The 18,819-nt window shown below is 69.3% G+C and carries 13 protein-coding genes; 3 read left to right on the top strand and 10 right to left on the bottom strand.

Annotation, left to right across the window (positions count from 1 at the left end):
• Positions 1-982 precede the first annotated feature (982 nt).
• Entirely contained in the window at positions 983-2,209 is a 1,227-nt protein-coding gene (locus ACWGI2_RS01090) for a thiolase family protein (RefSeq protein ID WP_453393977.1), read from the top strand.
• Positions 2,206-4,347, top strand: a complete 2,142-nt coding sequence (locus ACWGI2_RS01085; RefSeq protein ID WP_453393976.1) for a 3-hydroxyacyl-CoA dehydrogenase NAD-binding domain-containing protein — start codon at positions 2,206-2,208, stop codon at positions 4,345-4,347. Before ACWGI2_RS01090 ends, ACWGI2_RS01085 begins: the two co-directional genes overlap by 4 nt.
• Positions 4,348-4,406: 59 nt before the next feature.
• On the opposite strand, the gene ACWGI2_RS01080 is transcribed toward ACWGI2_RS01085, so the two are convergent.
• Entirely contained in the window at positions 4,407-5,498 is a 1,092-nt protein-coding gene (locus ACWGI2_RS01080; RefSeq protein WP_453692884.1) for a hypothetical protein, read from the bottom strand.
• A gap of 124 nt (positions 5,499-5,622) precedes the next feature.
• On the opposite strand from ACWGI2_RS01080, the gene ACWGI2_RS01075 reads away from it, so the two are divergent.
• The gene (locus ACWGI2_RS01075) at positions 5,623-5,997 is read left to right on the top strand and encodes an NTP pyrophosphohydrolase (RefSeq protein ID WP_453692882.1); all 375 of its coding nucleotides are present in this window, start codon (positions 5,623-5,625) and stop codon (positions 5,995-5,997) included.
• Positions 5,998-6,705: 708 nt separating this feature from the next.
• Here ACWGI2_RS01075 and ACWGI2_RS01070 read toward each other — a convergent pair.
• The 9 genes from ACWGI2_RS01070 to ACWGI2_RS01030 all read right to left on the bottom strand — a co-directional run bounded on the left by ACWGI2_RS01070 (position 6,706) and on the right by ACWGI2_RS01030 (position 18,760).
• A complete protein-coding gene (locus ACWGI2_RS01070) occupies positions 6,706-8,184 on the bottom strand; it encodes an ArnT family glycosyltransferase (protein ID WP_453692880.1) in 1,479 nt (492 codons plus the stop codon).
• Between the two features lie 83 nt (positions 8,185-8,267).
• Positions 8,268-9,758 (bottom strand): amino acid permease, encoded by a 1,491-nt coding sequence (locus ACWGI2_RS01065; protein WP_453394882.1) that lies wholly within the window; start codon positions 9,756-9,758, stop codon positions 8,268-8,270.
• Positions 9,759-9,927: 169 nt separating this feature from the next.
• Entirely contained in the window at positions 9,928-11,862 is a 1,935-nt protein-coding gene (gene dxs / locus ACWGI2_RS01060) for a 1-deoxy-D-xylulose-5-phosphate synthase (protein WP_453692878.1), read from the bottom strand.
• 212 nt (positions 11,863-12,074) lie between these two features.
• Positions 12,075-13,367 carry a sugar ABC transporter permease gene (locus ACWGI2_RS01055; protein WP_453393971.1) on the bottom strand — a complete coding sequence of 431 codons (1,293 nt, stop codon included), beginning with the start codon at positions 13,365-13,367 and terminating at the stop codon, positions 12,075-12,077.
• On the bottom strand, positions 13,364-14,152 hold the full coding sequence (locus ACWGI2_RS01050) for an ATP-binding cassette domain-containing protein (RefSeq protein WP_453443233.1): 789 nt from the start codon (positions 14,150-14,152) through the stop codon (positions 13,364-13,366). Before ACWGI2_RS01050 ends, ACWGI2_RS01055 begins: the two co-directional genes overlap by 4 nt.
• 198 nt (positions 14,153-14,350) lie before the next feature.
• Positions 14,351-15,469 (bottom strand): sugar ABC transporter substrate-binding protein, encoded by a 1,119-nt coding sequence (locus ACWGI2_RS01045; protein WP_453393969.1) that lies wholly within the window; start codon positions 15,467-15,469, stop codon positions 14,351-14,353.
• A gap of 120 nt (positions 15,470-15,589) precedes the next feature.
• Positions 15,590-16,789, bottom strand: coding sequence for an ROK family transcriptional regulator (locus ACWGI2_RS01040; protein WP_453393968.1), 1,200 nt, complete (start codon positions 16,787-16,789; stop codon positions 15,590-15,592).
• A 208-nt stretch (positions 16,790-16,997) separates the two neighbouring features.
• Positions 16,998-17,882, bottom strand: coding sequence for a carbohydrate ABC transporter permease (locus ACWGI2_RS01035; RefSeq protein ID WP_453393967.1), 885 nt, complete (start codon positions 17,880-17,882; stop codon positions 16,998-17,000).
• Complete coding sequence (locus ACWGI2_RS01030; RefSeq protein WP_453393966.1) at positions 17,882-18,760, bottom strand: carbohydrate ABC transporter permease; 879 nt, start codon at positions 18,758-18,760, stop codon at positions 17,882-17,884. Before ACWGI2_RS01030 ends, ACWGI2_RS01035 begins: the two co-directional genes overlap by 1 nt.
• Between the last annotated feature and the right edge of the window lie 59 nt (positions 18,761-18,819).

Genomic DNA, 18,819 nt, shown 5'->3' with positions numbered 1-18,819 from the left:
TGGGGAGAAGGGTGGGCGCCCGGTCCGCAGCCGCTCCGGGGACAGGCCCCGGTCTCGTCAAGCGACTGCCGACCCGATCTTCTCGGGGCGATCGTCAGGGGACGGACGAGGTGTGCGGCCGGTCCCGAAGGGGTGCCGGTCTCGTCGGGTTTCTCACCGTCCCAGCCCACGGGCTCGCGGCCGATGACGAGCCTGATCGCTCACCGGTGCGCGCCGGCTGGGGGGTCCGGCACCTAATTCCAAGAAGGCGCATCGGGCAACGCGCGCGCCCCCTGCCTGCCAGAACACAACTTTGCCAAGTAGGTGCGCCGAGGCAGCTCGGCACGCGGATTGCAGAAAAGTCCCACCAACTCACCCCCCACACGGGAAGGAGTGGGACTTTCCTGCAACCACCCCTTCCCAACCCCGCCCATCCGGTCGCCAGACGCTTGACGAGACCGCACCCCATCCCCGAGCGGCTGCGGACCGGGCGCCCGCCCTACCCCTCGTGACGGTCACCCCGACGATCCGGTCGGCAGACGCTTGACGAGACCGGGCCCATTCCCGGACCGGCTGGGGACCGGGCGTCCGCCCTTCTCCCCGTGACGGTCACGCCCGAAGAACCAGTCCGCACTCGGCAGGAAAGCCTGACGGCCCCACGGCAGTGGTCGAGAGTCCCGCCCCCTGGCCGTCCGGTCGTCTTCCCTCGCGCGGTGGAGGGGCGGGTGTCAAGGGTGGAGCGGAGCGGAATCGGCGTAGCCGACGCGACGTAGGAGCGCCCTTTACTCCCGGCCCGGAACCGCCAACCTCAGGACAACCGGGCGGCCCCGGTAACCATCAACGCCCCCGGCCCAGCAAAGCCCCGCCCCGCCCCCGCGCCCCAGTGTGACCTTCGCCTCCCCGAGCCGGGACCAGGCAGCCCTTGGCCGCATAGTTACCGGCAAGTAGCATGGGGTACGGAAGCGCGCCGGCAGGCGCACCCGCACCCTGGAGGAGAGCCATCGTGCCTCGTACCGTCAGGGACGTCGTCTTCGTTGATGGCGTCCGCACCCCGTTCGGCAAGGCGGGCCCGAAGGGCATCTACCACGAGACCCGTGCCGATGACCTCATCGTGAAGGCCATCCGGGAGCTCCTTCGCCGCAACCCGGCCCTCGACCCCGCCAAGATCGACGAGGTCGCCATCGCCGCGACCACGCAGATCGGCGACCAGGGTCTGACGCTGGGCCGCACCGCCGGCATCCTGGCGGGGCTTCCGCAGTCCGTGCCCGGATACTCCATCGACCGCATGTGTGCGGGCGCGCTGACCGCCGTCACCGCCACCGCCGGCTCCATCGCGTTCGGCGCGTACGACGCCGTCATCGCCGGTGGCGTCGAGCACATGGGCCGCCACCCCATGGGCGAGGGCGTCGACCCGAACCCGCGGTTCGTGAGCGAGAAGCTCGTCGACGAGTCCGCCCTCTTCATGGGCATGACCGCCGAGAACCTGCACGACCGCTACCCGAGCATCACCAAGCAGCGCACCGACGAGTACGCCGTGCGCTCGCAGGAGAAGGCCGCCAAGGCGTACGCCAACGGCAAGATCCAGCAGGACCTCGTGCCCGTCTCCGTACGGCGGACCAACGAGGAAGCCGGTGAGACCGGTTGGGGCCTCGCCACCGCCGATGAGCCGATGCGGCCGGGGACGACGCTGGAGAACCTCTCCGGCCTGAAGACCCCGTTCCGTACGCACGGCCGCGTCACCGCCGGTAACGCCGCGGGCCTCAACGACGGCGCCACGGCGTCGATCATCGCCTCCGAGGACTTCGCCCGGGAGAACAACCTCCCGGTGAAGATGCGGCTTGTCTCGTACTCGTTCGCGGGTGTTGAGCCTGAGGTCATGGGCTACGGGCCGATCCCCGCCACGGAGAAGGCCCTCGCTCAGGCGGGGCTCTCCATCTCCGACATCGGTCTCTTCGAGATCAATGAAGCCTTCGCCGTGCAGGTGCTCGCCTTCCTCGAGCACTACGGCATCGCTGACGACGACGCGCGCGTGAACCAGTACGGCGGCGCCATCGCGTACGGCCACCCCCTCGCCTCCTCCGGCGTGCGTCTGATGACGCAGCTGGCGCGGCAGTTCGAGGAGCAGCCGGACGTCCGCTACGGCCTGACGACGATGTGCGTCGGCTTCGGCATGGGCGCCACCGTCATCTGGGAGAACCCGAACCACAAGGACGCCGGAGGCGACAAGTGAGCAGCTCCACCAGCTCCACCACGGAGCTTCTGAAGGGCGCGGCCGAGCTGTTCCCGGACGAGGTCGTCACGCAGGCGCACGTACGCCACCTCGACCTGCCCGCGGGCGCCGGGCGCTTCGCGCTCATCACGCTCGACAACGGCTTCGACCACACCAAGCCGACCACCTTCGGCCCGGGCTCGCTCGCGAACCTGAACGCCGCGATCGACCAGGTCGAGAAGGAGGCGGCCGAGGGCACGATCGTCGGTGTCGGTGTCACCGGCAAGCCGTTCATCTTCGCCGTCGGCGCCGACCTCAAGGGCGTCGAGATCCTGAAGCGCCACGAGGACGCCCTCGCCATCGGCAAGGGCGGGCACGAGGTCTTCAAGCGGCTCTCCACCCTCGCCGTTCCCTCCTTCGCGTACTACAACGGTGCCGCGATGGGCGGCGGTGTCGAGGTCGGTCTGCACTGCTCGTACCGCACTGTCTCCAAGGCCCTTCCGGCCTTCTCGCTGCCCGAGGTCTTCCTCGGTCTCGTACCGGGCTGGGGCGGCTGCGCGCTGCTTCCGAACCTGATCGGCGCGGACCGCGCGGTCTCGGTCATCATCGAGAACTCGCTGAACCAGAACCGCCAGCTCAAGGGCAAGCAGGTCTTCGAGCTCGGCATCGCCGACGCGCTCTTCGAGGGTGCCGACTTCCTTGAGCAGTCGCTGATCTGGACCGCCTCCGTCCTCAACGGCTCGCTCACCGTGGAGCGCCCCGAGATCGACCGTGGCGAGGCCTGGGACGCCGCCGTCGCGCGTGGCCGTGGCATCGCGGACTCCAAGGTGCACGGCGCCGCCCCGGCCGCCTACCGCGCCCTGGAGATCATCGCGGCCGCCAAGGACGGCGACCTGCAGAAGGGCTTCGACGCGGAGGATGTCGCGCTCGCCGACCTCATCATGGGTGGCGAACTGCGCAGCGGCATCTACGCGTTCAACCTCGTCCAGAAGCGCGCCAAGCGCCCGGCGGGTGCCCCGGACAAGAACCTGGCGCGCCCGGTCACGAAGGTCGGCGTCGTCGGTGCCGGTCTGATGGCTTCGCAGCTGGCGCTGCTCTTCCTGCGCCGTCTTGAGGTGCCGGTCGTCCTGACCGACATCGACCAGGCGCGCGTGGACAAGGGTGTCGGTTACGTCCACGAGGAGATCGACAAGCTGCTCCTCAAGGGCCGCGTCAACCAGGACAAGGCGAACCGTCTGAAGGGGCTCGTCTCCGGCGTGCTCGACAAGGCCGAGGGCTTCTCCGACGCCGACTTCATCATCGAGGCCGTCTTCGAGGAGATCGGCGTCAAGCAGCAGGTGTTCGCGGAGGTGGAGGCCGTCGCTCCGGCGCATGCCATCCTCGCCACCAACACCTCCTCGCTCTCGGTCTCCGAGATGGCGTCGAAGCTGAAGCACCCCGAGCGGGTCGTCGGCTTCCACTTCTTCAACCCCGTCGCGATCCTGCCGCTCCTGGAGATCGTGCGCGGCGAGCAGACGGACGACGCGTCGCTGGCCACGGCCTTCGGTGTCGCCAAGAAGCTGAAGAAGACCGCGGTTCTGGTGAAGGACGCCCCGGCGTTCGTCGTGAACCGCATCCTCACCCGCTTCATGGGCGAGATCCAGAACGTCATCGACGAGGGCACCCCGGTCGAGGTGGCCGAGAAGGCCGTCGAGCCGCTGGGGCTTCCGATGTCGCCGCTGGTGCTCCTTGAGCTGGTCGGTCCCGCCATCGGTCTGCACGTGTCGGAGACCCTGAACCGCGCCTTCCCGGAGCGCTTCACGGTGTCGCCGAACCTCGCCGCCGTCGTCAAGGCGGGCAAGCGCGGCTTCTACGTCTACGACTCCGGCAAGCCGGAGCTTGACCCCGAGGTCGCCGCTCTCCTCAAGCAGGGCGACACCGTCCTGACCGAGGAGCAGACCCGCGACCGCGTGCTGGACGCCGTGGCGCAGGAGATCGGTCTGATGCTCGACGAGGGTGTCGTCGCCGAGGCGCAGGACATCGACCTGTGCCTGATCACCGGCGCGGGCTGGCCCTTCCACCTGGGCGGCGTCACGCCGTACCTGGACCGGGCCGGTGTCAGCGAGCGGGTCAACGGCAAGCGGTTCCTGGCGCCGGGCGTGGCCAGCGTTCCCGCGTAGCACCTCCGCATACGGGTGATGCCCGGCCGGCCGAGAGGCCGGCCGGGCATCGGCCGTTCTCAGACCTTCGCCCACGCCTCCAGCGCGAGGCCCGACTCCGCCTTCTGGCGCGCGAGCCGCAGTGTGCCGTCGAGGCCGATGGCCGCCATGACCACGCGGCCTTGCGCGTCCAACGCCAACGCGGGGGATCCCAGGCTGGGTTCGCCGGTGGCGGCCCACCAGACTCCCGCCTTCTCGTCCTCCGTCGGGTAGGCCGCTATGACGGGGCGGCCGTCCTGGCCCCGGTGGGCGAGGACCGTGCAGTCGTGGCCCTCGATCGTCGCGCGGATGGCTGCCGTATGGCCGGTGTCCGGGGCTCCGCCCAGGGGCCGGGTGTCCTCGTCGCCGTCGTCGCCGTCGTCACCGGAGCGGTGGGCGAGGACGCCTCTGCCGCGGGCGTCGGTGGCGTAGTACGTGAGGCGGTCCGGGGCGGTCTCCAGGGCCGTGCCCGAGCCGGAGGACGGGGGCAGCGGGATGTCGCCCGTGCGCTGGAACTCGGCGCCCTGCTTCTCCTGGGTCCAGTGCAGCGTCTTGTTCTCCGCCGGGCCGAAGACCTCCACGCGGCCGGTGGAGGTGGCGATCGCCGTGATGCCGTCGAGGACCTCGCGGACCTTGAAGTCCTTCCAGCCCTCCCACTTGCCGCCCTTGCCTTCGCGCCGCAGCCGGACGCTGTTCACCGCGTCGCGCACGAAGACGTGGACCGTGCCGACGGCGTCCACTGCGGCGGTCGGGGCGCCGAGGTGCGGGGCGCGCTCGACCATCTTGGTGTGCGGGTTGCCGAGTGAGCGCCAGTCCATGAGCGGGCGGCCCGACTGGTACTGGATGCTGTGCACCACGTCGACCTCCGAGCCGCGCGTGCGCAGGCCGATGAAGTGGACGTATCCGTCGACGCCCTGGGCCAGGGTGAGGTGCGTCAGGTCCGGCGCCTCGAAGAACTCCTGGTCTGTCCACTCCGGGCCGCCGGGACGGGTCTCCGTCCAGCGCAGCAGTCCCTCGCCCGCGCGGGCGTACGCGGTGAGCCTGCCGTCCCTGCCCCGCAGCAGCCAGCGCGCTGTCGCGAGGGTGCCTGTCGCGGCGTGGCCCTCGGGCCTGGGGGCGGACGTCTGCGGCATGAGTCGGCGCCGCCCTTCTGCAAGTGGTCGTCTGCTCTTCTGCTCGCCTACTGGGGCATAAGTCTACGTTTGACGCACGCGACTTCCGGCCGGGGCCCGGCCGCCGGTGTGCCAGGGTGACGCCATGAGAACTCTCCTTGTCGTGGACGCCGCCAACGTCGTCGGCTCGGTGCCCGACGGCTGGTGGCGCGACCGGCACGGGGCCGCCGAGCGCCTGCGGGACAGGCTCGTCGCGTACGCCGCCGAGGGCATCGCCGGGCACCCAGGGCCGCTGGAGGTCGTACTGGTCGTCGAGGGCGCGGCCCGGTCCGTCGAATCCATCGAGGGCGTACGGGTCGTCTCCGCCCCCGGCAGCGGCGACGACACCATCGTGGAACTGACCGCCGAGTCCACGGACCGCCCATGCATCGTCGTAACAGCCGACCGAGAACTGCGCCGCAGGGTCGGCGAATGGGGAGCACAGTCGGTGGGCCCCCGAACGGTACGAAACGACGCCTGACCCCAAGCGATTCTCGTACGGCCGTCCCGTCGGGCGCGACCTCGCGGACGCGCGGCAAGAGCGGGCCAGAACGCCTGCCACGCCCCGGTGCCAGGCCCCGCCTGCTCACAGGAAGCCGCTCGACGCGGCGACGAACGTCGCGCGCGGCACGAAACCCGGTCCGGGCGTCGCACACGTAACGGCGGGCATCGCGCGCGTGACGCGCGGCAGGCATCGTTCGCGCGGCGCGCAGTCCGCGGCAGGGCATCGCCCGCCGTGGCGCGAAACGCGAGACGGGCGCCACGCACGTGCCAGCGGCGCGGCGAGGGCGCGTGGCGCGCAGTTCGAGGCGGGCATCGCGCACGTGACAGCGGCGCCACGGCGGGCGCCAAAACGCGAGACGGGCATCGCGCACGTGCCAGAGGCGCGGCGAGGGCGCGTGGCACGCAGTTCGAGGCAGGGCATCACCCACCGACGCGCAGTTCGAGGCGGCCGTCGCGCGCGTGGCGAAGGCCAGCATCGCGCGCATGGCACGCACACTCCGCGGCAAGGCACGGCCCACCGTGGCGCCCAACGCAAGGTTGGCACCCGCGCGTGGCACGAAACGCTCTGCGCGTGTCGCGCACGTGGCAGCGGCGCCGACGGCGGCCGTCGCGCGCGGCACAAGGCCAGCGTCGTGCGCGAGGCGGGTGTCGCGGCTTCCCTGGCCGGGAGGCCACCGCGTTCGGGTCATCTATGGGCTCGTGCGTACACCACCGCTCCCCCCACCCGTGCCACCGGCTCGTACCCGATCGTGAGGAGTCGTCGCAGGGTCGGCAGGCGGTCCGGGGTGAATGGTTTGCCTCGGGAGTCGTCCACGACGATCTTCGGCGGGTGTTCCCTCAGTTCTTGGCGGAAGACCCTCCAGGAGCCCTCGACCGCGTATCTCTCGCCCACCTGCGGGCCGTTCCTGCCCCCGCTGTAGTTGGTGAGCAGGCCTGCCGTCAGGTAGCGGCTTGTGGGGGAGCGGTTCGACAGCCAGTACGTCTCCGGGTGTATCCCCCAGAGCAGCACCTTGTCCTCGGGTGCCGTCAGCGCGCGGACGGTGTCCGCGAGGCGCGTGGCGTGCGTCAGTTCGGGGCGCGGTGCCAGCATTCCCCAGGTCAGGAACAGCGCGCAGGCACCGGCCGAGACCGACACCGCCGCCAGCGTGCGCTCCCTGGGCAGGATCTGGAGTGCCGCTGTGCCCAACAGGGCCAGGGGTGGGGTCAGTTGGAGGTAGTAGTGGCCGAAGAAGTGGAAGCCCACGAGGACCGCGCCCGCCGATGAGGCGAGCCAGAGCCACAGCTCCGTCGAGCCGGTGCGGGCGATGCGCAGGACCCGTACGACCGGCGGGATGATCCCCGCGCAGGCCGCCGCGAGGACGGCCGTGTTCGTCAGGCCCCGGAAGAGCACGTGGAGTTCGGAACCGGTGAAGGAGGCGTACGCCCCCGAGCCCGTCACCGTCCAGAACAGGAACCCCGCGGGATGCGTGACCGCCGCCGCAGCGAGGACCGGGGCGGACAGGCCAACTCCCAGGCGCAGTACGTCCCTTCGGGCGCCGCCCGCCTGCCACAGCAGCCACGCCACCGGCACCAGAACCGCTCCCCCGGTCTGCTTGGCGAGGAACGCGCAGGCGACCGCCACGCCTGCCGCCCCCCAGCGGCGCCGGTCGGCGCACCAGAGGGCGGCCGCCGTGCACGGCAGCATGAAGACCTCGAAGGTGGCCGCCTGGGCGTCCTCGGGGTTCAGGCCCACGGAGATGAAGAGGTAGAGCACGCCCGCCGTACGCCCCGCACCGTCGCCCCAGCGGCGCCTGGCGATGCAGACGAGGAGGACGGCGGTCAGGAGCTGGGCCGCCACCGCGAGCACCTTCAGCGGCAGCAGCGTCCCGTCGCCGAAGAGCGCGAACGCCCCCTCGTACAGCCAGGGGACGAGCGGCGGCTTGCGGTCGACGACGGTTTCGTAGAGCTCTCCCCCGTCGGCCAGCATCCTTGCCTGGACGGCGAGATAGCCCTCGTCCGGGCTCCAGAGCGGCCACCGGAAGGAGGGGATCCGGGTGACGCAGGCCAGGGCGGCGAGCAGGGGGAGCAGGCGCGGCCAGTACGGCGCGGACGTTCGCTCCGTACGCGGGCGCGACAGCCGCGACCCGCGTACGGAGCGTAGTGAGGCGGGGGGCTCGGCGAGCATGGTGAGCACGCTATCCGGCCCCGCAGTCCCCATCAGAGCGGGACATACGGGGCCGGTCGATTGGCGGCAGGAGACCGCGGCGGCTACAGACTGCCGTCGGCCTGGAGTTCACCCCCGCGCTTGCCCAACCGGCTGTGCGAGCGCCCGTACACGAAGTAGACGATGAAGCCGAGCACCATCCAGATGCCGAACCGCAGCCACGTCTCGCCCGGCAGGTTCAGCATCAGCCACACCGAGGCGGCCACCGAGAGGATGGGCAGGAGCGGCACCAGCGGGGTGCGGAAGGCGCGGTGCAGTTCGGGGCGGGTCCGGCGCATGACGATCACGCCGATGGCCACGACGACGAATGCGAAGAGGGTGCCGATGTTCACCAGGGTCGCGAGCTCGTTGATGCTGGTGAAGCCCGCGATGACGGCGATGAGGACGCCGAGGAGGATGGTCGGCCGATAAGGCGTCTTGAAGCGCGGGTGCGTGATGGAGAAGAAGCGCGGCAGCAGCCCGTCGCGGCTCATCGCGAAGAACACACGCGTCTGCCCGAGCAGCAGGATCAGACACACGGTGGTCAGGCCGACGGCGGCACCGAAGCTGATGGCGCCGGCGTACCAGGGGTGACCGGTGGACTTGAAGGCGTCGGCGAGGGGCGCGCTCACGGACAGTTTGGTGTAGTGCTGCATGCCGGTGACCACGAGCGAGACGGCCACGTACAGGACCGTGCAGATGAGGAGCGAGCCGAGGATGCCGCGCGGCATGTCGCGCTGCGGGTTCTTGGTCTCCTCGGCGGCGGTGGCCACCACGTCGAAGCCGATGAAGGCGAAGAAGACGACGGAGGCCGCGGTGAAGATGCCCATGACGCCGAAGTTGGTGGGTTCGTAGCCGAAGAGCAGCTGAGCCATGGGGGCGTCTTCCCAGCCCACCCCGACCTCAGGGGTCACCGCGTCGGGGATGAACGGCGAGTAGTTGTCACCCACGATGAAGAACAGACCCGCGACGATCACGATCATGACCACCGTCACCTTGATGGCCACGACGACCGCGGTGATGTTGGCGGACAGCTTCATGCCGACCACCAGGATCGCGGTCAGCACCAGGACCAGCACGAAGGCCAGGATGTCGAAGGTGCCGCCCGGCACGTCGGGGCCTTCAAGCGCACTCGGGAGATGCCAGTTCGCGTTGTCCATCAGGGAGCGCACGTATCCGGACCAGCCGACCGCGACGACGGCCGTACCCAGGGCGAATTCGAGGACGAGGTCCCAGCCGATGATCCAGGCGGGCAGCTCACCGATGGAGGCGTAGGCGAAGGTGTACGCCGACCCGGCCACCGGGACGGTCGAGGCGAATTCGGCGTAGCACAGGGCCGCAAGGGCGCAGACGATGCCGGCGGCGACGAACGCCAGCGCGGTCGAAGGTCCCGCGTTCTCCTTGGCCACCTTGCCGGTCAGGACGAAGATGCCGGTGCCGATGATGACGCCGACGCCGAAGACCGTGAGGTCGAGGGCGGAGAGCGACTTCTTGAGCGCATGCTCGGGCTCTTCGGTGTCCTGGATGGACTGCTCGACAGTCTTCGTTCTGAACAGGGTGCTTTTCACGGGCGTACCTCCACGCTTGTCATCCTGGACATGATCGAGACAGGCGGTACTTCGCAAGCCCAGGCACGGGAGGATTCACGCGAATGGGCCGGTCCCACCACCCGTACAGGGTGCTGGGACCGGCCCACAAGACCGCGTGGTTGACGCCGGTGGTGTATCAGTCGCGCGCGGGCTCCCCCGCCTCCACCGAGTCCACGGCCGCCGTGCGCTCGAACCGGCCGTCCAGCTTGGCGACCAGGCCGGTCACCTGGCGTGCGATGTCCGGGGCGGTCAGGCCGATCTCGGCCATGATCTCCTTGCGCGACGCGTGGTCCAGGAAGCGCGGCGGGATGCCGAAGTCGCGCAGCGGTACGTCGACGCCCGCGTCGCGCAGGGCCTGGGAGATGGCCGAACCGACGCCGCCCGCGCGGGAGTTGTCCTCGACGGTGACGACGACGCGGTGCTTCTCGGCGAGCGGGGCCAGCGCCTCGTCGACGGGCTTGACCCAGCGGGGGTCGACGACCGTCGTGGTGATGCCCTGCTTGTTCAGGAGGTCCGCGATCTCCAGGCACATGGGGGCGAGCGCGCCCACGGAGACCAGGAGGACGTCGGGGTGGCTGGTGCCCGCCTTGCGCAGGACGTCCATGCCGCCGACCTTGCCGACGGCCTTGACCGCGGGACCGACCGCGCCCTTCGAGTAGCGCACGACGGTCGGGGCGTCGTCCACCTCGACGGCCTCGCGCAGCTGGAGGCGGACCTGGTCGGCGTCGCGCGGGGCGGCGATCCGCAGCGTCGGCACGCACTGCAGGATCGACATGTCCCACATGCCGTTGTGCGAGGCGCCGTCCGTGCCGGTGACGCCCGCCCGGTCCAGGACGAAGGTGACGCCGCACTTGTGCAGGGCCACGTCCATCAGGAGCTGGTCGAAGGCGCGGTTGAGGAACGTCGCGTACACGGCGAAGACGGGGTGCAGGCCGCCGGTGGCCAGGCCCGCCGCCGAGACGGCCGCGTGCTGCTCGGCGATGCCCACGTCGTAGACCCGGTCGGGGAAGGCCTTGGCGAACTTCTGCAGGCCGACCGGCTGGAGCATGGCGGCGGTGATCGCGACGACGTCCTCGCGCTCGTGGCCGAGCTTGACCATCTCCTCGCCGAAGACGGACGTCCAGTCCATGCCGCCCGCGGCGATCGGCAGGCCCGTGTCGGGGTGGATCGGGCCGATGCCGTGGAAGTGGTCGGCCTCGTCCTCCTCCGCGGGCTTGTAGCCGCGGCCCTTCTCGGTGATGCAGTGCACGATGACCGGGCCGCCGAAGCGCTTGGCGCGCACCAGGGCGGACTCCAGGGCCTCGATGTCGTGGCCGTCGATGGGGCCGACGTACTTCAGGCCGAGGTCCTCGAACATGCCCTGCGGGGCGATGAAGTCCTTGAGGCCCTTCTTCGCGCCGTGCAGCGTCTCGTAGAGGGGCCTGCCGACGACCGGGGTGCGCTCCAGGAGGTCCTTGCCGCGGGCCAGGAAGCGCTCGTAGCCGTCCGTGGTGCGCAGGGTCGCCAGGTGGTTCGCGAGGCCGCCGATGGTGGGGGCGTACGAACGCTCGTTGTCGTTGACGACGATCACCAGGGGGCGGTCCTTGGCGGCGGCGATGTTGTTCAGCGCCTCCCAGGCCATGCCGCCGGTGAGGGCGCCGTCACCGATGACGGCGACGACGTGGTCGTCCTTGCCCCGCACCTCGTTGGCCTTGGCGAGGCCGTCGGCCCAGCCGAGGACCGTGGAGGCGTGCGAGTTCTCGATCACGTCGTGGTCGGACTCGGCGCGCGAGGGGTAGCCGGAGATGCCGCCCTTGGTGCGCAGCTTGGCGAAGTCCTGGCGGCCGGTGAGCAGCTTGTGCACGTAGCTCTGGTGGCCGGTGTCGAAGAGCACCTTGTCCTGCGGCGAGTCGAAGACGCGGTGCATGGCGATGGTGAGCTCGACCACGCCGAGGTTGGGGCCGAGGTGGCCGCCTGTCTTGGACACTGCGTCGACGAGGAAGGCGCGGATCTCGCCGGCCAGCTGGTTCAGCTCCTCCAGGCTGAGCCGGTCCAGATCGCGCGGTCCCCTGATGCGGGTCAGCAGCGGCACCCGTGCCTCCTTGCAGTAGAGCTGTTCGAGCGTTGACCGGAATGTTGCCGGGCCTGTTGAGTCTAATGTTCCGCCGTTGACGACGGCGTCCGGGCCGGGAGTTCCACGTCACGCGATCGGCGGTAGACAGGCCGTGGACAGGCTGCGGACAGAGAGCTGCCCGGCACCGCGCCATTGCGGTGCCGGGCAGCCCTGCTCGGGGTTCTGGCAGGTCAGGCGCGTCCTGCCGTCTTCTGGGTCTTGCGGGTCACGGAGTCGATCACGACCGTCGCAAGCAGTACGCCACCGGTGATCATGTACTGGACCGGCGTAGCGATGCCTTCGAGCGCGAGGCCGTACTGGATCGAGGTGATGACCATGACACCCAGGAGGGCGTTCCAGGTGCGGCCCCGGCCGCCGAAGAGGCTGGTGCCGCCGATGACGGCCGCCGCGATGGCGTTCATCAGGAGGTCACCGGTGCCGGCGCCCTGGTTGGCGGCGGCGATCTTGGAGGCCATGAAGAGGCCGCCCGCCGCCGCGAACGTACCGGCGATCGCGTAGACCGACGTACGGATCAGGGTGACGTTGATGCCCGCGCGGCGGGACGCCTCGACGCTGCCGCCGAGGGCGAAGACCTTGCGGCCGTAGCCGGTGCGGCGCAGCACGAAGTCGGTGCCGACCAGGACCACCAGGAAGATCACCAGGGCGAGGGGCAGGCCCTTGTACTGGTTGAACATGATCGCGGCGGCGAAGGCCACCACGGCCAGGACCGCGGTACGGACGATGATCTCGCTCAGCGGCCTTGACGGGACACCGGCGGCCTCGCGGCGGCGGCTGTCCAGGAAGGAGGCGAGGAAGAAGGCCGCGACCGCCACGACCGCCAGGCCGTAGGCCGCGGCGACGTCCGTGAAGTAGTACGAGGTCAGCTTGGCGATCAGGCCCTCGGAGTCGAGGTTGATGGTGCCGTTGTCGCCCAGGATCTGGAGCATGAAGCCCTGCCAGAACAGCAGGCCTGCCAGGGTGACGGCGAACGCCGGGGCGCCGATGCGCGCGAAGAAGAAGCCGTGGATGGTGCCGATCACCGTGCCGGAGAGGACGGCGACGATCAGTGCGATCCACTCGGGCGCGCCGTGCGTGACGGCGAGCACGGCGGCGACCGCGCCCGCGACACCGCTGACCGAGCCGACCGACAGGTCGATCTCGCCGAGCAGCAGCACGAAGACGATGCCGACGGCGATCATGCCGGTGCCGACCATGGCGACGGAGATGTTGCTGAGGTTCTCCGCGGTCATGAAGCGCGAGTTCATCGAGGCGAAGATCGCCCAGATGATGATGAGGCCCGCGACGACCGGTATGGAGCCCAGGTCACCGGCGCGCATCTTCCGCTTGAACTCGGTGATGTAGCCCGCGAAGCCCTGCTCGCGCACGAGGAGGCGGGGGTCCACCGCGGTGACGGCGTCGGCGGCGGCCGCCGGGGCGTCGACGGGTGCGTCGCCGGGCGTGGAGGTCTTGTCGATGCTGCTCACTTCTGGGCCTCCACGTTGCGCGCCGCGCGACGGGTCACGGCATTGTCCGTGGCGCCCGTGATGGCGGAGATGATCTCTTCCTGCGAGGTGGTCTTCACGTCGAAGACGCCGTTGTTCCGGCCGAGCCGGAGCACCGCCACCTTGTCCGCGACGGCCTTGACGTCCGCCATGTTGTGGCTGATGAGAATGACCGCGTGGCCACGCTCGCGCAGCCGCTCCACCAGGTCGAGAACCTGGGCGGTCTGCTCGACGCCGAGAGCGGCGGTGGGCTCGTCGAGGATGACGAGCTTGGGCTCGCCGAGCATCGAGCGGGCGATCGCCACGGTCTGGCGCTGACCGCCGGAGAGCGAGGCGATCGGGATGCGGACGCTGGGTATGCGGATCGACAGCGTGGTGAGGAGCTCGCGGGCGCGGCGCTCCATCTCGACCTCGTTGAGCACGCCGCGCCTGCGCAGCTCACGACCGAGGTAGAGATTGCCTACGACGTCGATGTTGTCGCACAGCGCGAGGTCCTGGTAGACGGTCGCGATGCCCAGGTTCTGGGCGTCGTGCGGTTTGTTGATCGATACGGCCTTGCTTTCCCACTCGATGACGCCGTCATCGATGGGATGCACGCCGGCGATCGTTTTGACCAGCGTGGACTTTCCTGCGCCGTTGTCGCCGACCAGGGCGACCACCTCACCGGCGTGGACCTCAAGCTCGACGTCGGTGAGCGCCTGGACGGCACCGAATCGCTTGGAGACCCCGCGCAACGCCAACACGGGCGTAGCGGACACGTGAACCATCTCCTTCGCCGCCTGACCGGCGGGAGGTTGAACAGAAGAGAACGAGAAGTACGAGAAGTACGAGCAGAGCGAAGAACGCGAAGAACGCGAAGACCGGAGCGCGTTTCTGTCCGGCGCCCCGCCTAGAGCTGCGGGGCTGTTGGAACGGAACGCCGGACAGGGCTCAATGGTGGTGAAGTCCCGGGAAAAAAGGGGGACTTACTTCAGGCCGACCTTGCCGCAGTCGGCCTTGTACTTGGCCGTGCAGATCTCGTCGACCGTGTAGATGCCGTCCTTGATGACGGTCTCCTTGATGTTCTTGTCGGTCAGCGAGACGACCGGCACGAGCACGGTGGGGACGTCCTTGGCGGTGGGGCTGTCGACGGTCGTCTTGGCGATCGAGTCGAGCTTCTCGCCCTTGCCGAGCGCGACGGCCATCTCCGCGGCGACCTTGGCCTCCGCCGGGTAGGACTTGTAGACGCTCATGAACTGCTCGCCCGCGACGATGCGCTGCACACCGGCGAGTTCGGCGTCCTGGCCGGTGACCGGCGGGAGCTTGGAGAGGCCCGCGGCCTTGAGGGCGGTGATGATGCCGCCCGCCATGCCGTCGTTCGCGGAGTAGACGCCGTCGATCTTGCCCTTGCCGAGGGACGAGAGCGCGGCCTCCATGTTGGCGTTGGCGTTCTCCGGCTTCCACTCCTTGGTGTCGTACGACTTGCCGACCTTGACCTTGCCCTTGAGCACCGACTCGGCGCCCTTCTTGAAGAGCTTGGCGTTCGGGTCGGTGATCGCGCCGTTCATCATCACGATCTGGCCGCCCTTGGCCTTGTCGCCGAGGGCTTCGAGGAGGGCCTTGCCCTGCACGCGGCCGACCTCTTCGTTGTCGAACGAGGTGTACGCGTCGATGGGGCCCTCGGCGAGGCGGTCGTACGCCACGACAGGGATGCCCGCGTCCTTGGCCTTCTTGACCGAACCGGCGATGGCCTTGGAGTCCACCGCGTCCACGATCAGCACGTCCACCTTGTTGGTGATCATGGTGTCGGCCTGCTGGTTCTGTACGGTCGCGTCCTGCTTGGCGTTCGCGTAGGTGACCTTGGCCTTGCCGTCGGTCAGCTCCTTGATGTGCTTCTCGATCAGCGGCTTGTCGAACTTCTCGTAACGCGCGGTCTGGTTCTCCGGCAGGAGCAGACCTATGTTCAGCGCGTTGCCCTTCTTCGAGCCCGAGCCCGCTTCATCCTTGTCACCGCCGGACTCCTTGGCACTGCCACAGGCGGCAAGGGTGACGGCCATGGTGGTGGCGGCAACGGCAACGGCGGCACGACGCATACGCGTGTTCATTTGGGAACCTCCCTGACGTGGCCGCGTCGTTGCGGCCGAGGTGGCTCGAAGTCAACTCGGCCGCCACACCAGCGTCAAGGAGTAAATCCTTAACGAGATGACAACGGTGCCATGCGTTATCTAAGTGAAGGCAGGTGCGGTCGCGGGGAGAGAACCGTCCAAAAGGGTCGAATCGCCCATTTCGCTGAGTGCGAGAGCCAGCGCTCCGAGGACCTCGGCACGGCCGCCCAGCGCCCCGGGAAGGACCGACAGCTGACGCGCCGCGCTGGGGATCGCATAGCGCCCCACGGACTCCCTGATGGGCCCGAGGACCAGCTCACCGGCCTCCGCGAGGTCACCGCCGAGGACGACCCGGCTGGGGTTCAGGAGGTTGCAGAGGTTGGCCACACCGCTGCCGATGTGCCGGCCGACGTCGGCGATCACGCGGCGGCAGCCGGGGTCCCCCTCACGCGCGAGGGCGACCACGCGCTCCATGGTCAGCTCGGTGCCGTGGCTGGACTGGAGCAGGGGCAGCACATAGCGGGCCGCCGTGAAGGTCTCCAGGCAGCCGCGGTTGCCGCAGCGGCAGACCGGGCCCGACTCGTCCAGGGTGATGTGCCCGATCTCGCCCGCGGTGCCGCCGGGCCCGCGGTAGATCCGCCCGTCGATCACGAGCCCGGCGCCGACACCGCTCGCGACCTTGATGTACGCGAGGTCCTTGACCCCGCGGCCGCTCCCCCAGACCAGCTCGCCGAGCGCGCCGAGGTTGGCGTCGTTGTCGACGTGCACGGGGACTCCGAGGCGGCCCCCCAGCTCCTCGGCGGGCTTGGTGCCGGTCCAGCCCGGCAGGATCGAGGTCGAGCCGAGCGTCCCGGACTCCACGTCGATGGGCCCCGGCACGCCGAGGCCGACGCCCGCGATCTTCGCGCGGTCCACGCCGGTCGCCGCGAGCAGCCTGTTGACCAGCTGCTCGGCCCGGTCGAAGCCCTGCGCGGCCGACGCGTCCACGTCCAGCGGCTCGGACTCCTCGGCGAGCACCTGGTGGGCGAGGTTGCCCACGGCCACGCGCAGGTGCGTATGGCCGAAGTCCACGCCGATGACGATGCCCGCGTCGCCGCTGAGCGAGACGCTGCGGGCCCTGCGGCCGCCTGCCGAGGTGGGCGTGACCTCGACCGTTCCGCCGTCCTTGAGCTCCCGGACGATGTTGGAGACCGTGGCCGCGGACAGACCCGTCGTCCTGGCGATCTCCGCCTGAGTGAGCGATCCGGCGAGCCGTACGGCACGTACGACCCGCTCGAGATTGGCCCGGTGCAGCGACGACTGCGACCCCGGAGTCTCCATTGACTCAGCCACCCTTTTTTCGTATGACGTAAATGAACAAGCAGCGACTTCGCCGCCCGTACAAGTTGTGAACTCCAAGCTCTGCTGAACGGGTTGGCGCAGTCAAGTCCTTGACGGAAATCAGCGCTCCTGAACAGCGGACAGGCCGGGTCCAAGCGGCGAGGATGCACCCCAAACCACCCAGACCCGGCCTGTGAGAGCCGATCCGTTACTTGACCGATCCCGCGGTGAGACCCGACACCACGTGCCGCTCGATGAAGGCGAAGAGCACGATGACCGGCACGATCGCCACCACGGACGCCGCGAAGAGGTAGTTCCACTCCACGGTGTAGGCGCCGATGAAGTTGTTGATGCCGACGGTCAGCGGCTGCTTGTCGGGCTCGGTGGTGAGCGTGAGGCCCATCACGAACTCGTTCCACGAGGTGATGAAGGTGAAGATCACCGCGGTGACCACGCCCGGCAGCGCGAGTGGCAAGGTCACCTTCACCATGGCGCCGAAGCGGCTGGTGCCGTCCACCATGGCCGCCTCCTCCAGCTCCGGCGGGATGGAGCTGATGTAGGCCGTCAGGATCCACACGGCGAACGCGAGGTTGAACGCCGCGTTCGTGATGATCAGCGTCCAGACCGAGTTGAGCATGTCCAGCTGGTGGAACTCGCGGTAGAGGCCGACCAGGAGAGCTGTCGGCTGGAACATCTGGGTGACCAGGACGAGGAGCAGGAAGATCTTGCGTCCCCGGTAGCGCATGCGCGCCGTGTAGTACGCGGCGGGCAGTGAGACCAGGAGCACGAGGAGCGTCGCACCGCCCGCGACGAGGAGGGTCACCTGCAAGTTCTGGCCGAGCTCAGACTCCCTCCACACCTCGATGAAGTTCGACCACTCCAGGTTCTGCGGCAGATACGTCCGGTCCCGCAGCTCGTCCTTGGGACGCAGCGCGGTGATCACCATCTCCAGGTACGGAGCCAGGAAGATCGCCGCGAGGGCCCAGGCGACCACGGTGATGACCAGCGTGCGCGGCCGGAACGTGCGCTTGGGCTTGCGCTGGGGCGTGGGCCCCTTCGGGGACCCCGTACGGGTCGCCGTCGCGGTGGCCATCAGTCCTCCTCGTTCCACCGGCTGACCTTCAGGAAGATCAGCACGAGCACGACGACCATCGCGAAGTTGACCACGGACATGGCGGCGGATTCGCCGATGTCGGTCTCCTTCAGCTTGTACATGAACACCATGGTCGTGGAGGTGTCATAGCCGGGACCGCCCTGCGTCATGGCCCAGATGATCGGGAAGGAGTTGAAGACGTTGATGAGGTTGATGACGACGCCGACGAGGAACGCGGGCCGCAGCATCGGCAGCGTGATGTGCCGGTACGTCTGCCAGGGGCTCGCCCCGTCGATGCGCGACGCCTCGTAGACCTCGCCCGGGATGGTCTGGAGACCGGCGAGCAGGGTGTACGTGGTGAAGGGCAGCGACACGAAAATCGCGACGGCCATCATCCAGGGCCAGGCAGTCTCCGGTTTGCCCAGCCAGTCCTTGGAGTTGTCGATGAGGCCGAGGTCCAGCATCAGCGTGTTGAGCACGCCCGCGGTCTGGTTGAGCATCCACTTGAAGCCGATGGCGGTCATCAGGACGGATGCCGCCCAGGGCGCGATGAGCGCCCAGCGGGTGACGGTGCGGCCGGGGAACTTCTGGTTGAACAGCTGGGCGAGGGCCAGTGAGAGCAGCATCGTCACGGACACGACGACGACGGTCCACACGACCGTCCAGAGCAGGACCGCCCCGAAGTCGGTCTCCTCGAAGAGCTTCTTGTACTTGTCGGTCCCCGCGCTGCCGCGCACGATGCCGGCGATGGAGATGTTGAGGAACGAGGTGCGGATCAGCTCGACGACCGGCCAGATGACCACGGCGAGGATCAGCAGGATGACGGGCGCTATCCAGGGCAGCGGGCCGAGCCGGGCGATGCCGCTGCGACGGCTCACCGGCCTGGGTGCGCGCCCGCTCCGTCCCCGGCCGGTGTCGGCCGGGGGCGGAGGGGCCT

Source organism: Streptomyces sp. NPDC054866, from assembly GCF_053610745.1.
This window is presented reverse-complemented; position numbering and strand designations above follow the sequence as displayed.

Excerpts from the sequence above, each read along its gene's own strand:
- ACWGI2_RS01040 (WP_453393968.1), bottom strand. The coding sequence starts at position 16,789 with ATGGAGACTCCGGGGTCGCAGTCGTCGCTGCACCGGGCCAATCTCGAG.
- ACWGI2_RS01075 (WP_453692882.1), top strand. The coding sequence starts at position 5,623 with ATGAGAACTCTCCTTGTCGTGGACGCCGCCAACGTCGTCGGCTCGGTG.
- ACWGI2_RS01080 (WP_453692884.1), bottom strand. The coding sequence starts at position 5,498 with ATGCCGCAGACGTCCGCCCCCAGGCCCGAGGGCCACGCCGCGACAGGC.
- ACWGI2_RS01070 (WP_453692880.1), bottom strand. The coding sequence starts at position 8,184 with ATGCTCGCCGAGCCCCCCGCCTCACTACGCTCCGTACGCGGGTCGCGG.
- ACWGI2_RS01050 (WP_453443233.1), bottom strand. The coding sequence starts at position 14,152 with ATGGTTCACGTGTCCGCTACGCCCGTGTTGGCGTTGCGCGGGGTCTCC.
- ACWGI2_RS01035 (WP_453393967.1), bottom strand. The coding sequence starts at position 17,882 with ATGGCCACCGCGACGGCGACCCGTACGGGGTCCCCGAAGGGGCCCACG.
- ACWGI2_RS01045 (WP_453393969.1), bottom strand. The coding sequence starts at position 15,469 with ATGAACACGCGTATGCGTCGTGCCGCCGTTGCCGTTGCCGCCACCACC.